This window comes from Flavobacterium beibuense F44-8 (assembly GCF_000769915.1).
Lineage (GTDB): Bacteria > Bacteroidota > Bacteroidia > Flavobacteriales > Flavobacteriaceae > Flavobacterium > Flavobacterium beibuense.
Window position 1 is genome coordinate 67,226 of sequence record NZ_JRLV01000004.1, and the last position, 15,708, is coordinate 82,933.

Consider the following 15,708-nt stretch of genomic DNA (forward strand, 5'->3'; position numbering starts at 1 on the left):
CTATGTAAACCAAATAACAGATGAAATTCTTTATATATTAAATACAAACGATGATACATTTATGTTATAAAACTATGAGCAAAACAATTCATTTAATCATAATAATCATTCTGGCCGTTTCAACTCTTACTTTCTGTTCTGCTAAATTCACTCAAAAGAAAGTAGAATCTGAAAAATTACTTGAAAAAATAGAACTGATGGAACTTATTTATAAGAATGAACTTAATCAGTTACTAGGGACAAACTTATTTAAAAAATATAATGACAAGTTTATAGGAGTAGCAGGTGGTAAAGTCAGTAACAACCTCTGCGCAGGAGTCATTGAAGGCATTAGGAATGATACGATATTTAACATCTCATTCATAAGCAGAGATAATAATTTACTTATGCTAAAAGAATTCCCAAAATCAACTTTTTATTACAAAGATGAAGCGATTATTGAGGAGTACATTATAGGACGAACGTATGCAACTATGATAAACGACTCCTGTATTGCTGTAAATTTTGAGAAAATCCATCCGATAAAAATTGACACAATGAAGAATAAATTTAGTTATCGTCAATGTAAAATTGAGAATCACGATTTTTTTCAAGCCTGTAATGCTTCAAATACTTATAAATTTAATTCAGAAAAATAATAGCCTTAATATTATTATGAAAAATTATTATTCATAAAAAATACATGATGTATTAGAGTACATCAAATTAAGGACACATTTAGTTTTAACTATTAAATCAATTTCAGCTTTAGAAAATTATATTAAAGGCTATATGATATTTGGCAGATGGGGATTTTATAAACCTGAATTAATTTATAATGAGGGTGATGTTGATTTAAATGAATTTAGGCTTTGGATTCAGGGCCTTCCTTATATTGAATTATCACAAGGCCCCAGATTTTCAAAGTTTTTGTTAGAAAAAACAGGAGGAGATGAAGAGAAAGCCTTTAATTTATTTTACGAATTGCTTGAAAAGTTTAAAGAGATTAAAAGTAACCAAACATAAAAAAAGCTTATTAAAAACCTCTTTACCAATCAGGAGCTGTAATCAGAAGCTAAGTATACATATTTAATAAGTAAATTTGTTACTACACCATAGTGCTATGAAAAACTTACTTTGCTTTATTATCCTTTTTGTATATACCACCGGTTTTACACAAAGTACCGAAACGATTATACCCCAACAGGGTAAAACCACAGAGGATTTTATACCTAAAGGCTGGAAAATTATATCAACCGCTTTTGGCGACCTTAATAAGGATAAAGCAGAGGATGTAGCAATAGTGATTGAAAATACAGATCCCGCCAACTTTACCACTAATGAAAATCTTGGCCCACAAACCCTAAATCTCAATCCGCGTTACCTGCTTATACTGTTTAAAAACAAAAATGGCTACACGCTTAATACGGTAAACAAAACCTTCATTCCATCGGCTAATACTACCGAGAGTCCCTGCCTTGATGATCCTTTTACCACTGCCGATGAAATGACTATTACAAAAGAGGTGCTCAGCATAAACTTTCGTACCTGGCTATCCTGCGGGAGTTATGGTATAAGTAATGAAACCTTTAAACTACGCTATCAGGACAGCCATTTTGTACTTATAGGCTATGACTTGTGGGAGTCCAGCAGAAACGCCGGCGACATAACGGAAACCAGTATTAACTTCCTTACCAAAAAGAAAAGCATCACTACAGGAGAAAATCTTTTTGAAGAAAACAATCAAAATGAACATCAAACTGTTTGGGAGGATGTACAAATCAATGAATTGATTAACTTAGCAAATCTGAAGTGGCCTAACGAAATTGAGTTTTAATTATGAAAAAAGTATTTGCCTTTATAGCCCTTATATGGTCGATTGCGGTATTTGCCCAAAACGAACAGCTGGCTCAAAACTATTTTGAGAGAGGCGAGTTTGAAAAAGCCCTGCTTATATACCAGGATTTAGAGGCTTCACATCCGGGTAATACCTTTTTTCTTCAAAAAACCGTAGCCTGCTATCAGCAAATGCAACAATATGATAAGGCTGAGGAACTGATTAATGAAAGGCTGGAAAAAACAAAAAGACCATTTTTGTATGTAGAACTGGGGTATAACTACCAGTTACAGGGCAATACTGAAAAAGCCGAAAGCAATTACGAAAAAGCGATTAATTCAATCAATGAAAATGCCACAAACGTATATGCAGTAGCCCAAAACTTTGAACAGAAAATTTTGCCCGAAAGAGCCATTAAGGCCTATGAAACGGCTACAGCCATAAACAAAAGCATGAACTTCGATTACCAAACAGCCATATTACAGGGACAGCTGGGTAATATGGACTTGATGATTGAAAAACTGCTTAGTTTCGCTTATAACAACCCGCATAACCTGCCTATTGTAAAAAACCAGCTTTCAAGGTTTATGATGCAGGATGCTCAGGAGTCCTTTAACGAAGCTCTTCGCAAAGCCCTGTTGGTAAACACTCAAAAAAATCAGGATATTTTCTGGAACGAATTTTTAAGCTGGTACTATGTTCAGCAAAAAGATTACGGTAAGGCATTCATTCAGCAAAAAGCAATTTTCAGGCGTGACCCAAACACCTTTAGCAGCATCATTACACTGGCAAGGCTTGCTGCCGAAGAAAATGAAACGGAGACGGCAAGGGAGATTTTCACTTACATTCTTGAAAACAGTGATGTTGCATCGGTACAATTATATGCACACCAATACCTGATTTCTGCCGATATTAGAGAGGCTAACGAAAGTGATTTTGCTGCGATAAAACAACGTATAAACGACCTGCTGGAACAATATGGCAGCGGCCCAAACACCCTTGATCTGCAAATACTCAAAGCCGACTTTGAGGCTTTCCATCTTAAAGAGAGCAATACCGGTATTGCCACGCTTAATCAGGCATTGGAAATTGGACTTAACCGTTACCAGAAGGCCGAAGTAAAAATGAAACTGGCAGATATATTATTACTGGATGAAAAATTTAACCAGGCAATTATTTATTATGCCCAGATTGAAGACGAACTTAAAAACGATGAGGTAGCACACGAAGCAAGTCTCAAAGTTGCAAAAGCCAGTTACTTTAAAGGTGATTTTGAATGGGCTCAAAAACAGCTTAAAGTTTTAAAATCATCGTCATCACAGCTTATTGCAAACGATGCGCTTGAACTTTACTTATTGATTATAGATAACACGGTTGAAGACAGCACCCAAACGGCTTTAAAGAAATTTGCCCGTGCCGACTATAAACTGTACCAAAACAAAAAACAGGAAGCCCTTAACGGTTTTAAGGATATACTGGCTAACGATAAAACCGAAAGCATACAGGATGTTACTCTGCTGCGTATAGGTCGTATGTATGAAGATTTAAAACAGTACGATCTTGCCCTGCAATACTACAAACAGATAATTGACAATTATGCCGAAGGGATTTATATTGATGAAGCCCTATTCTATTCGGCTGAGATATACAACAAAATACTGGAAGACCCCGAAAAGGCAATGCCCCTGTATGAAAAGGTCATTTTTAATCATGAAGACAGTATTCACTTTGTTGAAGCCCGAAAACAATACAGGCGCCTTCGCGGTGATGCAAATAGTTAGTTATTAATTGTACCTTTGCATTGATTCTGCCCAACAATGGGAATAGCAAATCACCAAACTTACATTTCATGATAATATACAACGTAACAATAAATATAGACGATTCTGTACACGACCAGTGGGTTAACTGGATGAAAGACAAACATATTCCTGAAATACTGGCTACCGGGAAGTTTACCGAAGCTAAAATGGTACGAGTGCTAATCGTTGAGGAAATGGGTGGTACTACCTACTCTATACAATACTTTACAGAGAGTAAAGAAATGCTGGAAAGGTACTATCAGGAAGATGCGCCTAAGTTTAGGGAAGAAGGCATGAGGCTTTTTGGCGACAAGATGCTTGCCTTTAGAACCGAACTTGAACTAGTACACGAGTTTAAACGTTAATAAACAACCCGCTGCCTGTAGCCTGTACAGCTTGCAGGCTCATATATAAATGAAGATGGATAAAGTTAGAGCCAAAAAACACCTTGGGCAGCATTTCCTTACAGACGAAAATATTGCTAAGAACATCGCCGATGCCCTAACACTGGAAGGGTATAAAAAAGTACTGGAAATAGGTCCCGGTATGGGCGTACTTACCAAATATCTTTTGGAAAAGCCTATAGAGACCTATGTTATTGAGATTGATAACGAATCGGTTGAGTATCTTAACGCACATTACTTTAAGCTACACGGAAAAATCATATCTGAAGATTTTTTAAGATATGATATTACCAAGGTTTTTGGCGATGAACCTTTTGCTATAATAGGAAACTTCCCTTATAACATTTCATCTCAAATTGTGTTCCGTGCGCTTGAAATGCGCGACCGTATTCCTGAATTTGCAGGGATGTTCCAAAAGGAGGTTGCCGAACGTGTTTGTGAGAAAAAAGGCAGCAAAATCTACGGAATCCTATCAGTATTAACTCAGGCTTTTTATGAGGCAGAATACCTGTTTACCGTACCTGAAAACGTATTTAACCCACCTCCAAAGGTAAAATCGGGCGTGTTGCGTTTAAAGAGAAAGGAAAACTATAAACTTCCTGTAAACGAGAAACTGTTTTTTAATGTGGTAAAAACTGCCTTTAACCAGCGCAGAAAAACACTTCGTAACAGTTTAAAAACATTTAATCTTTCTGATAATTTAAAGGAAGATAGTATCTTTGACCTTCGTCCGGAGCAACTGTCTACGGAAGATTTTATTGAACTAACAAAAAAAATAGCGGCTAATGGAGTTTAAAATCAGCAGGGATTTTATTGCTCAGATAGAGCAATTAATAAGTGAAAACCGTGAAAAGGAATTACAGGATCTCCTTGAGGATATTCACTATGCTGATATCGCCGAAATTATGGGCGAGCTGGACGACTCCGGCGCTATTTATATTTTCCACATACTTGACAGCGAAAAGACGGCCGAGATACTTCTGGAAATTGATGAAGAAGTAAGGGAGAAAATCCTTCGCGAACTTTCATCAAAAGAAATTGCCGAAGAGCTTGACGAACTTAGTACCGATGACGCTGCCGATATTATTGCCGAACTGCCTCAGGATCGTAAGGAAGAGGTAATCTCTGAACTTGTAGACGTAGAGCACGCAAAAGACATTGTTGATCTTTTACGCTATGATGAAGACAGTGCCGGTGGTTTGATGGGTAAGGAACTTGTAAAGGTTAACGAAAACTGGAACGTACTTACCTGTGTAAAAGAAATGAGAGAACAGGCTGCAAACGTGCAGCGTGTACACTCCATTTATGTGGTAGACGATGAGAACAGGCTAAAGGGAAGACTTTCCCTAAAAGACCTGCTTACTACCTCTACCAAAACCCCAATTAGTGAAGTTTATATCCCTAAAGTGGATTTTGTAAAAGTGGATACCCCCGATGTGGAGGTAGCACGTATAATGCAAAAATATGACCTGGAAGCGATTCCGGTTATAGATGAGCTGGGCAGGCTCGTGGGCCGTATTACCATTGATGACATCGTAGACGTTATTAAGGAAGAGGCCGACAAGGATTATCAGCTGGCAGCAGGTATCTCGCAAGACGTAGAGGCCGATGACAGCATAATCGAACTTACCCGCGCGAGACTGCCGTGGCTCGTTCTAGCCCTTTTGGGCGGATTTATTACCGTAAAAGTAATGGGACTTTTTGATGCCGCCATGAAAGCACATGGGGAGCTGTTTTTCTACACTCCGCTTATTGCTGCAATGGCAGGTAATGTAGGCGTACAGTCGTCTGCGATTATCGTACAGGGTATTGCTAACAATACCATTAGTGGCTCACTTTTCAGCAGGCTTATTAAAGAAGTCTCGTTAAGCCTTCTTAATGGCACTATACTTGCCATAATCTTAATTTTGGGAAGTCATTTCCTTTTAGATGTAGATTATGACCTGGGCTTAACCATAAGTATCTCCTTAATTTCGGTTATTATTATTGCCTCGCTTATAGGTACATTTATACCTATCCTCTTAAATAAAGTGGGAGTTGACCCCGCTTTGGCTACGGGTCCGTTTATTACTACCAGTAACGATATTTGTGGTATCCTTATTTATTTCACTATCGCAAGGGCGATATTAGGGTTTTAATTATAAAAAACTGAAAATCGGTCTAAAACACCGTCTTTAATCCAGTAACCTATAGAACCTGTGCTCTCATTAAAACGAAGCCAGTGTAACTGCTTTTTTTTGTAGTCTTCAAATTTCTTTGAACTAATAACATTAAAAGACATTGATATGGGATAATTTTCTAAAAATAGTTCCTGCTTACTACCTATGTATAAACCATCTATTTCCCATCCGGAATCTGGATTATTTACTTCAACACTATCCAGTACATCATTAGTAAAACTATATATATCTCCTTCAAAACTATAGTTTACAACAAGTCCGTCATAGCTCTTATTTTCATCCAGTTTATTGAGCTTTCCAAACTCTTTTTCAAATTTATTTTTAGTAAAACCTTTGATGTTTTTACCTTTAAAGAATACCTTATTTAAAGGTATCTTTTCTACATCACTCATAAACATAGACCGTAAATCTTTCTGGAAGTCAAAGTCAAAAAATTCTTTAATAGTCCCTGTAAGCGATTTTCTTAAAACAAGTTTATTATCAGGATATGCCTTATCTTCATCAGGAAAAACTATATAAGTATTTTGTCGGGTTAAATAAATAGTATCTCTAACGGCATCCTTTTCAATAACTATCATATTGTGAATCATATCTCCGCCTAAAGTACCCGGCTCGCACCAAAATTCAACTCCCTTTTTCTTTTTTGCCTCCCTGTTTATTGCAAGCAGTCTGTTTGCCATTATGGTGTCGGTTGACTGTGCTGTGACATAACTATAAAAATAATCTGTACCAGCTTCTTTTAGATAGGCAGCGATTGAACATGGACCGTCGTTATCTTCATTTATAAGCCTGTAAGCCATAATTTTTACCTGTTGTGAAAAACAGGCTGCATAACTAAAAAGCAGTATAAAGTAAAGGTGTCTCATTAATTACTATTTTTACGTAAAACGTATTTATGAAAAAATTATTTCTGTTGCTTTCTGTTTTATCTATAGGAACAACACTACTTATACCCAAACATACCTCCTTGCCACCCGAGAAAGAAAAAGCCGTTATTAACCAGTTACTAAATGACTGGCATGCTGCAGCTGCTAAAGCCGACTATAACGGATACTTTGATAAAATAGCCGACGATGGCATTTACATAGGTACCGATGCAGGCGAGAACTGGGACAAAAAAGCCTTTGCTGCTTTTTCTAAACCTTACTTTGACAAAGGCCGTGCATGGGATTTTAAAGCTGTTGAGCGTAATATTTACTTTAGTAAAAATGGTAAAACTGCTTGGTTTGATGAATTGCTTGATACCTGGATGAAAGGCTGCCGCGGATCGGGCGTGTTGGAAAAACAGGGCGGCGAATGGAAAATAAAACACTATGTACTTTCCATGACCATACCTAACGAAGTTACCGCAGAGATAATTCCTTTAAAGGCAAAATATGAAGATGCCTATATCGAGAAACTGAAAGAGAAAAAGTAAACGAAAATATTCTGTCATTTCGATACGCAGCATAGTGAAGTGAGAAATCTCAGCTATTTACAATCACGATTTCTCCATTTCACTACTTTTCAGTCGAAATTGGAAATAAAAAAACCCCGGATGTATCGGGGCTTTTTTATTATTCAGCTTTAGCACTTAAATGCTCTAACATATCTGTTGTCATGGCATCAAGGTCAAATTCGTGTTTCCAGTTCCAGTCCTCTCTTGCACTGCTGTCGTCAATACTTTGCGGCCAGCTGTCGGCTATCTTCTGGCGGAAGTCAGGCTCACAAGAGATGGTGAAATCCGGCATGTGTTTCTTAATTGATTCTGTAATCTCTTTCGGGGTAAAATCCATCGCCGAAAGGTTGTATGAAGAGCGTATTTTGATATCCTCGGCTGGTGCCTGCATAATCTCTACAGTAGCACGAATAGCATCATCCATGTACATCATAGGCAGTCTTGTTTCCTCACTAAGAAAACAGTTGTACGTACCGTTTTCAAGTGCTTTGTGGTAAATATCAACCGCATAATCGGTAGTACCACCACCCGGTAATGTAGACCAGCTTATAAGGCCAGGGTAACGGATGCTTCGCACATCCACTCCATATAGGTTATGGTAGTATTCGCACCATCTTTCACCTGATTGTTTAGAGATACCATATACGGTAGAAGGCTCCATTACAGTATACTGTGGTGTATTTTGTTTAGGCGTTGTAGGCCCAAACACAGCAATACTTGAAGGCCAGAATATTTTTTCGATTTTCCCGGCTTTGGCTAAGTTAAGCACATGGAAAAGAGAGTTCATGTTTAAATCCCATGCAAAGGCAGGGTTTTTCTCAGCAGTAGCCGATAGTAGTGCAGCCATCAGGTAAACATCGGTCACATTATATTTTTCAATAACCTGTTCAATCTGATTAAAATCCAGAGCATTTACAACCTCAAACGGTCCCGACTCAACAAACTCAGGATCTGTCTTCCTTACGTCTGAAGCGATTACATTATCTGTACCGTAAATACTTCTCAGCTTTTTGGTTAATTCTGTCCCAATTTGCCCACAGGCTCCAATAATTAGAATAGCACCCATAATTTTAAGTTTAGTGGCTGCAAAGATAACGTTTTAGCATTATCAATTCCATTTATTTACCTGCTATATAAAACAATTTTTTTAAAGATTGTGATTTACCTATCAACCTTATTGCCATATTCTTAAAATGAAGTCGGTTTTTATTTCATGCTAATTATTTTATGGGCACGCAGGCATATTGGCCTAACATTTGTAAATTTGCTTTGCAATAAAAACGCTATGAAGTATTTAAAACTCATTATACTATTTTGCTTTACCTCTCTTGCCCTGTCCTGTAATGACGATGAAAAAATAAGGGAAGCCGAAGCACTAAAGACAAAAGAACAGAGTGAAGCCATTTTAAAGGTTATAAGTGAAAACTGGAAATTTAATGTCCCGGCAGTAACACCGCGTGTAAAAACCAAACTGGACGGCTGGAACGAATGGCACAGTTTTAAAAGTGAACTTGCCGATAAACCTACAGGCTCACTAACTGCATACCGAAATAAAGTAAAAGCCATAGCCGAAAAAGCCGATGAGCTAAACAAAAACATACCTCCGTTTTTTAATAAACCACAGGTAAAAAGTCGCATTATGGTAGTGGTAACTAAAATAAGAACCCTTTACACTTACATTAATCTTGATGTGGTACAAAAGGATAAAATTATTACTGCCATTGGTGAAATTTCTAAAGAGACTATATCACTTCAAAACCAGCTGGATGAATTGGTTAAGCTAAGCGAAATACCTAAAGAAAAAGGCGAAGAAGACCTTCTCAAGGCTTTAGACACCATTCGTATGGCTAACCCGGATATGATACCCGACGGAAAAGATACCAAACAAAAACCACAGATAAAAACTCAAAAACCTCAAGTTTTAACTCCTGTATCTCCATTTAAAAGAGATCTAAAACCGAAATCAGAAAATTGAAACCGGAAATTTTAGAAAAATACAGCCAGTCGGCCAAAGTAAAACAAATTAGCGAAAGCCTGCAGCAACGTGAAAACAAACTGCATGTAAAAGGGCTTGTAGGTTCGTCACTTTCATTTGTTACCACTCCGTTATTCAGGCTCACCCAACTTCCGTTCCTGCTTATACTTAAAGACAAGGAAGAGGCTGCCTATTATCTCAACGACCTGGAACAGCTTATAGGTACAGATGATGTATTGTTTTACCCGGGCTCTTACCGCAGACCTTATCAGATAGAGGAAACCGATAATGCTAATGTGCTACTAAGGGCCGAGGTGCTTAACCGAATCAATTCGCGTAAAAAACCGGCTGTTATCGTATCATACCCTGAAGCGCTTTTTGAAAAGGTAGTTACCCGTAAAGACCTTGACAAGAACACCCTTAAGGTCGCTGTGGGCGACCAGGTATCTATCGATTTTATAAATGAGGTATTGTTTGAGTATGAGTTCCGCCGTGTGGATTTTGTAACCGAACCCGGAGAATTCTCCGTTCGTGGTGGTATTGTAGACGTGTTCTCGTTCTCTAACGATAACCCTTACCGTATAGAATTCTTTGGTAATGAGGTAGACAGCATCCGTACCTTTGATGTTGAAACACAGCTGTCGCTCGAAAAGCAGAAAAAAATCACGGTTATCCCTAACATGGAAAATAAGTTTATGCAGGAAAGCCGCGAAAGCTTTTTAGACTACATAAACGAAAAAACCGTACTCTTTATACAAAATACCGAAGGACTTTTAAGCCAGCTGGACAACCTGTTCAACAAGGCCGGCGATGCCTTCGAGAAGCTAAGTAAGGATATTAAGCACGCTTCACCCGAAGAGCTTTTCCTTAACCAGCAATCGTTCATAAAAAAGGCTTTGGATTTTACCATTGCCGAGATGGGCTCCAAACCTGTATTTAAAACCCAAAAAACTTTTGAGTTTTACATACAGCCACAGCCATCGTTTAACAAACAGTTTGACCTGCTGCTTAACAATCTTAACGACAATCATACTAACGGATATAAAAATTACCTGTTTTGTGCGAGCGAATCGCAGGCCAAGCGTTTTCATGATATTTTTGAAAGTCTTGACGAAGCAAATCATGAAGACATCCGTAAGCAATATAAAACCGTTGTATTCCCTATTTACGAAGGATTTATAGACGAAGAAAATCAATTGGTTTGTTATACCGATCACCAGATATTTGAGCGTTACCATAAGTTTAATATCAAGAACGGGTATTCCAAAAAACAAACTATTACGCTTAAAGAGCTTAACTCTTTATCGGTAGGTGATTATGTTACCCATATTGACCACGGTATTGGTAAGTTTGGCGGATTACAAAAAATACAGGTAGAAGGCAAAACACAGGAAGCCATAAAACTGGTGTATGCCGATAACGACATTGTATATGTGAGCATACACTCGCTACACAAAATATCTAAGTACAACGGGAAAGACGGCACACCTCCCAAAATTTACAAACTGGGATCGAGTGCCTGGAAAACCCTTAAACAGAAAACCAAAGCAAGGGTTAAGCATATTGCGTTTAACCTTATACAATTGTATGCAAAACGCAGACTGGAAAAAGGTTTCCAATATGCTCCCGACAGTTACCTGCAGGCCGAACTGGAATCATCTTTCATTTATGAGGACACCCCGGATCAGATTACGGCAACCCGTGATGTAAAAGCCGATATGGAAAGTGAGCGCCCAATGGACCGCCTGGTGTGTGGTGATGTGGGCTTTGGTAAAACAGAAGTTGCCATACGTGCTGCTTTTAAAGCGGTAGATAACGGTAAGCAGGTTGCCATACTGGTACCTACTACCATATTGGCTTTCCAGCATTATAAAACATTCCGCGAGCGTTTAAAGGACATGCCTGTTTCCATAAGCTACATAAACCGTTTCCGTACAGCAAAACAAAAAAGCGAAACGCTTAAAGACCTTGCCGACGGTAAACTGGATATTATTATAGGTACACATCAGCTTACCAATAAAAACGTAGTGTTTAAAAACCTTGGACTTCTAATAGTCGACGAGGAACAAAAGTTTGGTGTAAACGTAAAGGATAAACTTAAAACCATTGCCCAAAACGTAGATACCCTTACCCTAACGGCAACCCCTATTCCAAGAACGCTTCAGTTCTCCCTTATGGCGGCAAGAGATCTTTCGGTAATCACCACGCCACCGCCTAACCGTTACCCTATAGAAACACAGGTTGTGGGCTTTAATGAGGAGATTATACGCGATGCTATTTCGTATGAGATACAGCGTGGCGGACAGGTTTACTTTATAAACAACCGTATTGAGAATATTAAGGAGGTTGCCGGAATGATACAGCGCCTTGTGCCGGGAGCCAAAGTAGGCGTTGGTCACGGCCAGATGGAAGGTAAAAAACTGGAAGAGCTTATGCTTGCCTTTATGGATGGCGACTTTGATGTACTGGTAGCCACTACCATTATTGAGAGCGGACTTGACGTTCCTAATGCCAATACTATTTTTATAAATAATGCGAATAACTTTGGGCTTTCCGACTTGCACCAAATGCGCGGGCGTGTAGGCCGAAGCAATAAAAAAGCCTTTTGTTACTTTATAACGCCACCATATTCTGCCATGACCGAAGATGCCCGTAAGCGTATACAGGCACTGGAGCAGTTTAGTGATTTGGGCAGTGGGTTTAACATAGCCATGAAAGACCTTGAGATCAGAGGTGCGGGAGACTTATTGGGTGGTGAACAAAGCGGGTTCATAAACGAGATAGGTTTTGAAACCTACCAGAAAATTATGAACGAGGCCATAGAGGAACTTAAGGAAAATGAGTTTAAAGACCTGTATGAGGAAGTGGAAGGCACTACCGAAAAAGAATATGTAAAAGACATACAGATTGATACCGACTTCGAACTACTGTTCCCGGACGAGTATGTGAACAATATTACCGAAAGGCTTAACCTGTATAACGAGTTGGGTAATATTAAGAACGAAGAAGAACTGGTAGCTTTTGAGCAAAAGTTAACGGATCGTTTCGGGGCATTGCCAAAACAGGCCGAAGCACTGCTTACCAGTATGCGTATTAAATGGGTCGCTACAAAAATGGGTATTGAGAAACTGGTACTTAAACAGGGTAAAATGCTGGGTTATTTCGTGTCAGACCAACAATCGGCCTTTTACCAGTCGGGCAATTTCCATAAGGTACTTCAGTTTGTACAAAAAAACCCAACGCTTATCCGTATGAAGGAAAAACAAACCAAAAACGGGTTGCGATTACTTATTACTTTTGATAATGTAAAATCAGTGAAGAAAGCCAAAGAGCTTCTTGATATGGTTTTTGAATAAAATAAAAAGCTGTCTTAATTTTGAAGGTTTATTTCTTCCATTTCGACCTTGTGGAGAAATCTGACAAAGTTATATTGAGATTTATTTCATCAGTTCGGCTTACAGCCTCGTGTCTCGATTTCACTGCGTTACGCTCGAAATGGAAAATTAAGACCGCTTTTTTTATTACTCTATAGTATTCCACCATTCTTCTTTAACAGGTTCCCCTATAATATTTACTTTTTCGCCAATCATTGGTGTTAGTAAAGGCAAATCTTTTTCTGCTGCTGCTTCGGTTACCGTTTTTATGGATTCATCCCACGCATGAAGTGCCAGTGAGAATTTTGACCAGTGTACCGGCATTAGCCTCTGGGCTTTCAAGTCGGTTGCTGCCTGTGCTACCTGTTCAGGCATCATGTGTATGTATTTCCAGTACTCATTGTACTGTCCACATTCCAGTATGGCAAGATCAAACGGACCGTACTTATCGCCTATCTCCTTAAAGAAATAATCGTATCCCGAATCTCCTCCCAAAAACAGTTTCATGCTTGGTGTTTTAAACACAAAAGATACCCATAGTGCCTTATTTCTGGTAAAGCTCCTACCCGAAAAGTGTCTTGCCGGAGTAACGTCTACCGTAAACCCGTCGCCTAAATCCACATGATCACCCCAGTCCTTTTCCTCAATAATCGTAGTATCATAGCCCCAGTATTCAAGATGTTGTGCCGTACCTAATCCTGTAATCACTTTTTTTACTTTTGGTTTCAGTTTCAAAACAGTTTCATAGTCCAGATGATCCCAATGGTCATGGCTTATAAAAAGTATATCTATCTCCGGCAGGTCTTCTACTGTATAGGCATCACTACCCGGATAGGCCTTATTGGTAAAGCTAATAGGAGATACGCTTCCGCTAAATACCGGGTCTACCAAAATGGTTTTACCGTCTGCCTGCATAAAGTAGGACGAATGCCCAAACCATACCAAAATATTTTCCTCAGGGTCTAACTGTAGCAGGTCTTCCTTTTTGGTAGGGATACTATCCTTTGGTTTATTGCGTTCCTCTTTCCCAAAGAAAAACTCCTTAAATACAGTATAGTAACTGGTGCCTTCAGCCAAATCGGGCGTATGGCTAAGGTTCTGGAATTTTCCGCCCCTATAGTTGGGAGACTGTTTAATCCTTTCCAATCTTGCTCCTTCCGGTTGTTTACCAAACTGTGGCTGCTGCATAAAAATAGCTATTGCTATTACCAGCAACGCTATGACAATTAGTATTGACATAAATATCCTTTTAATTATTTTTTTGACTCTTTTCATTATATAGATTGACTACTCACTCTAATTTATATTTAAATTTTTTTACGATAACATACCCCAAAGCATATCCAGACTATCCTGTATTATCTGCTGCTGTTTTGTTTTGCTGAAATTGTTTTTGATAAGGTAGGTATATAATCCAAAAATATGACTCCCCATAATAGTATAGATAAAGTCGACATCACGTGCCTTTATTACTCCGGCATCAATAGCCTCCTGTATCTGGTCGCAACTCTTTTTAAGTGATTTCTTTACCTCTTCCGGAGACAGTAATGCTGCAAATGGCGAATTGGTAAACAACTGGGCATAATAAAACTCATCCCTGTTTTCCATAGACCATTCTACTACTGCTTTAAACTGACCCCTAAAATAAGTCTTAGCATCAGTATCGGGCTTAACCTGCTCATCTATGTAAGCCCCCATCTTTGACTTTATATATAGGTAAAGCGAAACAATAAGATCCTCCTTGGTCTTATAATAATGGAACAGGGTACCATTTGCCACACCGGCCTCCTTAGCTATTTTGCTGGTAGGGGTTGCATGGAACCCGTTTTGCACAAAAAGCCTTAAAGCTGTAGTTAATATAATTTCCTGTTTATCCATTTTGTTTTGACCGACTAATCACTCTACAAAAATATATTTAATTATTCAATAAAACAAAAACCCTTTCTTTTTTAGAAAGGGTTTATTGAAAGTAATATTTTGCAATAATCATTTTACTTTGATTAGCTTAGATTCTTTAGGTCTTTAATAACCTTAAAGGCAACATCTACTTCCTGCTCGCTTACCAGTATGGTAAACTCATAAGAAGTTGAAATAACCTCGTTGATAATAATACCCTCCCACGCCAGTCTCTGGAAAATGTAGTAATAAACCCCAGGAGTGGAAATATTATCCTTTGGAAGTTTTACCGTAATAGAGGCCAGGTTATCGGTACGTTCAATTTGTTTTTCGTCGGCAAAAAGTTTTTCAACGATGTGATTAATAGATGAACTTACCACGATATTGGTTTCGTTTACACCTCTTGAAGAGGTGTAGAAAACCTCAGGGAACGAATTGATATTTGATATCAAATCGGCCTGTTTGTTTAAAATCGTGTCGGAAATAGCAAAAGTATAATCAGTCAGTGACGACCTTACTGTAATCTCGCCAATAGATCGCAGTACTTTTACAATTTTGTGATTCACCCTGAAATCAAGGTCTTCAGAAAGTCGTTTAAGGGACATTACAACGGCTCCCTGTTTTACATCTTTCCCTATCTCCTGTTCAAGTTCCGGCATCATGGTCCTTGCAAGGGAGGTAAGGTTAATGATCCCTTGTGACAAAGCACTTAATAAAAAGGGCTTGGTCTTAATGTAGTGTTCCACTACAGAAGAAATAGTTTTCATAGCTTAAATGGTTGTTACGTAAAGTCTTTTCCCGTAACAAATATAAAAAATAAAAA

Annotated in this window: 15 protein-coding genes; 10 read left to right on the top strand and 5 right to left on the bottom strand. The window is 38.4% G+C overall.

Annotated features, from left to right (window positions below):
• Window positions 1–74 precede the first annotated feature (74 nt).
• The 7 genes from Q763_RS03910 (at window position 75) to mgtE (ending at window position 6,160) form a co-directional block, all read left to right on the top strand.
• Window positions 75–638, top strand: a complete 564-nt coding sequence (locus tag Q763_RS03910) for a hypothetical protein (RefSeq protein WP_157499304.1) — start codon at window positions 75–77, stop codon at window positions 636–638.
• A gap of 133 nt (window positions 639–771) precedes the next feature.
• Window positions 772–1,005, top strand: coding sequence for a hypothetical protein (locus tag Q763_RS03915; protein WP_035131445.1), 234 nt, complete (start codon window positions 772–774; stop codon window positions 1,003–1,005).
• Between the two features lie 97 nt (window positions 1,006–1,102).
• Window positions 1,103–1,816, top strand: coding sequence for a hypothetical protein (locus Q763_RS03920; protein ID WP_052123214.1), 714 nt, complete (start codon window positions 1,103–1,105; stop codon window positions 1,814–1,816).
• A 2-nt stretch (window positions 1,817–1,818) separates the two neighbouring features.
• Window positions 1,819–3,597 carry a tetratricopeptide repeat protein gene (locus Q763_RS03925; RefSeq protein WP_035131448.1) on the top strand — a complete coding sequence of 593 codons (1,779 nt, stop codon included), beginning with the start codon at window positions 1,819–1,821 and terminating at the stop codon, window positions 3,595–3,597.
• 68 nt (window positions 3,598–3,665) lie between these two features.
• Window positions 3,666–3,983 carry a DUF4286 family protein gene (locus Q763_RS03930; RefSeq protein WP_035131450.1) on the top strand — a complete coding sequence of 106 codons (318 nt, stop codon included), beginning with the start codon at window positions 3,666–3,668 and terminating at the stop codon, window positions 3,981–3,983.
• A gap of 55 nt (window positions 3,984–4,038) precedes the next feature.
• Window positions 4,039–4,818: a 16S rRNA (adenine(1518)-N(6)/adenine(1519)-N(6))-dimethyltransferase RsmA gene (rsmA, locus tag Q763_RS03935; RefSeq protein WP_035131452.1), complete on the top strand. Its 780-nt coding sequence runs from the start codon at window positions 4,039–4,041 to the stop codon at window positions 4,816–4,818.
• Window positions 4,808–6,160 (top strand): magnesium transporter, encoded by a 1,353-nt coding sequence (gene mgtE / locus Q763_RS03940; RefSeq protein ID WP_035131461.1) that lies wholly within the window; start codon window positions 4,808–4,810, stop codon window positions 6,158–6,160. The genes rsmA and mgtE overlap by 11 nt, the downstream gene beginning before the upstream one ends.
• On the opposite strand, the gene Q763_RS03945 is transcribed toward mgtE, so the two are convergent.
• Window positions 6,157–7,068: a hypothetical protein gene (locus Q763_RS03945; protein ID WP_035131463.1), complete on the bottom strand. Its 912-nt coding sequence runs from the start codon at window positions 7,066–7,068 to the stop codon at window positions 6,157–6,159. The genes mgtE and Q763_RS03945 overlap by 4 nt on opposite strands.
• 29 nt (window positions 7,069–7,097) lie before the next feature.
• Between Q763_RS03945 and Q763_RS03950 the strand changes: the two genes are divergently transcribed.
• The gene (locus tag Q763_RS03950; protein WP_084595998.1) at window positions 7,098–7,619 is read left to right on the top strand and encodes a nuclear transport factor 2 family protein; all 522 of its coding nucleotides are present in this window, start codon (window positions 7,098–7,100) and stop codon (window positions 7,617–7,619) included.
• Between the two features lie 139 nt (window positions 7,620–7,758).
• Here Q763_RS03950 and Q763_RS03955 read toward each other — a convergent pair whose 3' ends face one another.
• Complete coding sequence (locus Q763_RS03955; protein ID WP_035131465.1) at window positions 7,759–8,706, bottom strand: L-threonine 3-dehydrogenase; 948 nt, start codon at window positions 8,704–8,706, stop codon at window positions 7,759–7,761.
• Window positions 8,707–8,925: 219 nt separating this feature from the next.
• Here Q763_RS03955 and Q763_RS03960 point away from each other — a divergent pair, with 219 nt between their 5' ends.
• Together Q763_RS03960 and mfd are read left to right on the top strand one after the other, a co-directional pair.
• Entirely contained in the window at window positions 8,926–9,615 is a 690-nt protein-coding gene (locus Q763_RS03960) for a hypothetical protein (protein WP_052123215.1), read from the top strand.
• 47 nt (window positions 9,616–9,662) lie between these two features.
• A complete protein-coding gene (mfd, locus tag Q763_RS03965; protein ID WP_394331006.1) occupies window positions 9,663–12,971 on the top strand; it encodes a transcription-repair coupling factor in 3,309 nt (1,102 codons plus the stop codon).
• A gap of 165 nt (window positions 12,972–13,136) precedes the next feature.
• Here mfd and Q763_RS03970 read toward each other — a convergent pair whose 3' ends face one another.
• The 3 genes from Q763_RS03970 to Q763_RS03980 form a co-directional block, all read right to left on the bottom strand.
• On the bottom strand, window positions 13,137–14,228 hold the full coding sequence (locus Q763_RS03970) for an MBL fold metallo-hydrolase (protein ID WP_035131815.1): 1,092 nt from the start codon (window positions 14,226–14,228) through the stop codon (window positions 13,137–13,139).
• Window positions 14,229–14,306: 78 nt separating this feature from the next.
• Window positions 14,307–14,867: a TetR/AcrR family transcriptional regulator gene (locus Q763_RS03975; protein WP_035131466.1), complete on the bottom strand. Its 561-nt coding sequence runs from the start codon at window positions 14,865–14,867 to the stop codon at window positions 14,307–14,309.
• Between the two features lie 122 nt (window positions 14,868–14,989).
• Complete coding sequence (locus Q763_RS03980; protein ID WP_035131468.1) at window positions 14,990–15,652, bottom strand: aspartate kinase; 663 nt, start codon at window positions 15,650–15,652, stop codon at window positions 14,990–14,992.
• Window positions 15,653–15,708: the final 56 nt, after the last annotated feature.

Coding starts and splice junctions, on each gene's coding strand:
- Q763_RS03980 (WP_035131468.1), bottom strand. CDS start 15,652: ATGAAAACTATTTCTTCTGTAGTGGAACACTACATTAAGACCAAGCCC.
- rsmA (WP_035131452.1), top strand. CDS start 4,039: ATGGATAAAGTTAGAGCCAAAAAACACCTTGGGCAGCATTTCCTTACA.
- Q763_RS03910 (WP_157499304.1), top strand. CDS start 75: ATGAGCAAAACAATTCATTTAATCATAATAATCATTCTGGCCGTTTCA.
- Q763_RS03960 (WP_052123215.1), top strand. CDS start 8,926: ATGAAGTATTTAAAACTCATTATACTATTTTGCTTTACCTCTCTTGCC.
- Q763_RS03925 (WP_035131448.1), top strand. CDS start 1,819: ATGAAAAAAGTATTTGCCTTTATAGCCCTTATATGGTCGATTGCGGTA.
- Q763_RS03930 (WP_035131450.1), top strand. CDS start 3,666: ATGATAATATACAACGTAACAATAAATATAGACGATTCTGTACACGAC.
- Q763_RS03950 (WP_084595998.1), top strand. CDS start 7,098: ATGAAAAAATTATTTCTGTTGCTTTCTGTTTTATCTATAGGAACAACA.
- Q763_RS03915 (WP_035131445.1), top strand. CDS start 772: ATGATATTTGGCAGATGGGGATTTTATAAACCTGAATTAATTTATAAT.
- Q763_RS03975 (WP_035131466.1), bottom strand. CDS start 14,867: ATGGATAAACAGGAAATTATATTAACTACAGCTTTAAGGCTTTTTGTG.
- Q763_RS03945 (WP_035131463.1), bottom strand. CDS start 7,068: ATGAGACACCTTTACTTTATACTGCTTTTTAGTTATGCAGCCTGTTTT.
- mgtE (WP_035131461.1), top strand. CDS start 4,808: ATGGAGTTTAAAATCAGCAGGGATTTTATTGCTCAGATAGAGCAATTA.
- Q763_RS03955 (WP_035131465.1), bottom strand. CDS start 8,706: ATGGGTGCTATTCTAATTATTGGAGCCTGTGGGCAAATTGGGACAGAA.
- Q763_RS03920 (WP_052123214.1), top strand. CDS start 1,103: ATGAAAAACTTACTTTGCTTTATTATCCTTTTTGTATATACCACCGGT.
- Q763_RS03970 (WP_035131815.1), bottom strand. CDS start 14,228: ATGTCAATACTAATTGTCATAGCGTTGCTGGTAATAGCAATAGCTATT.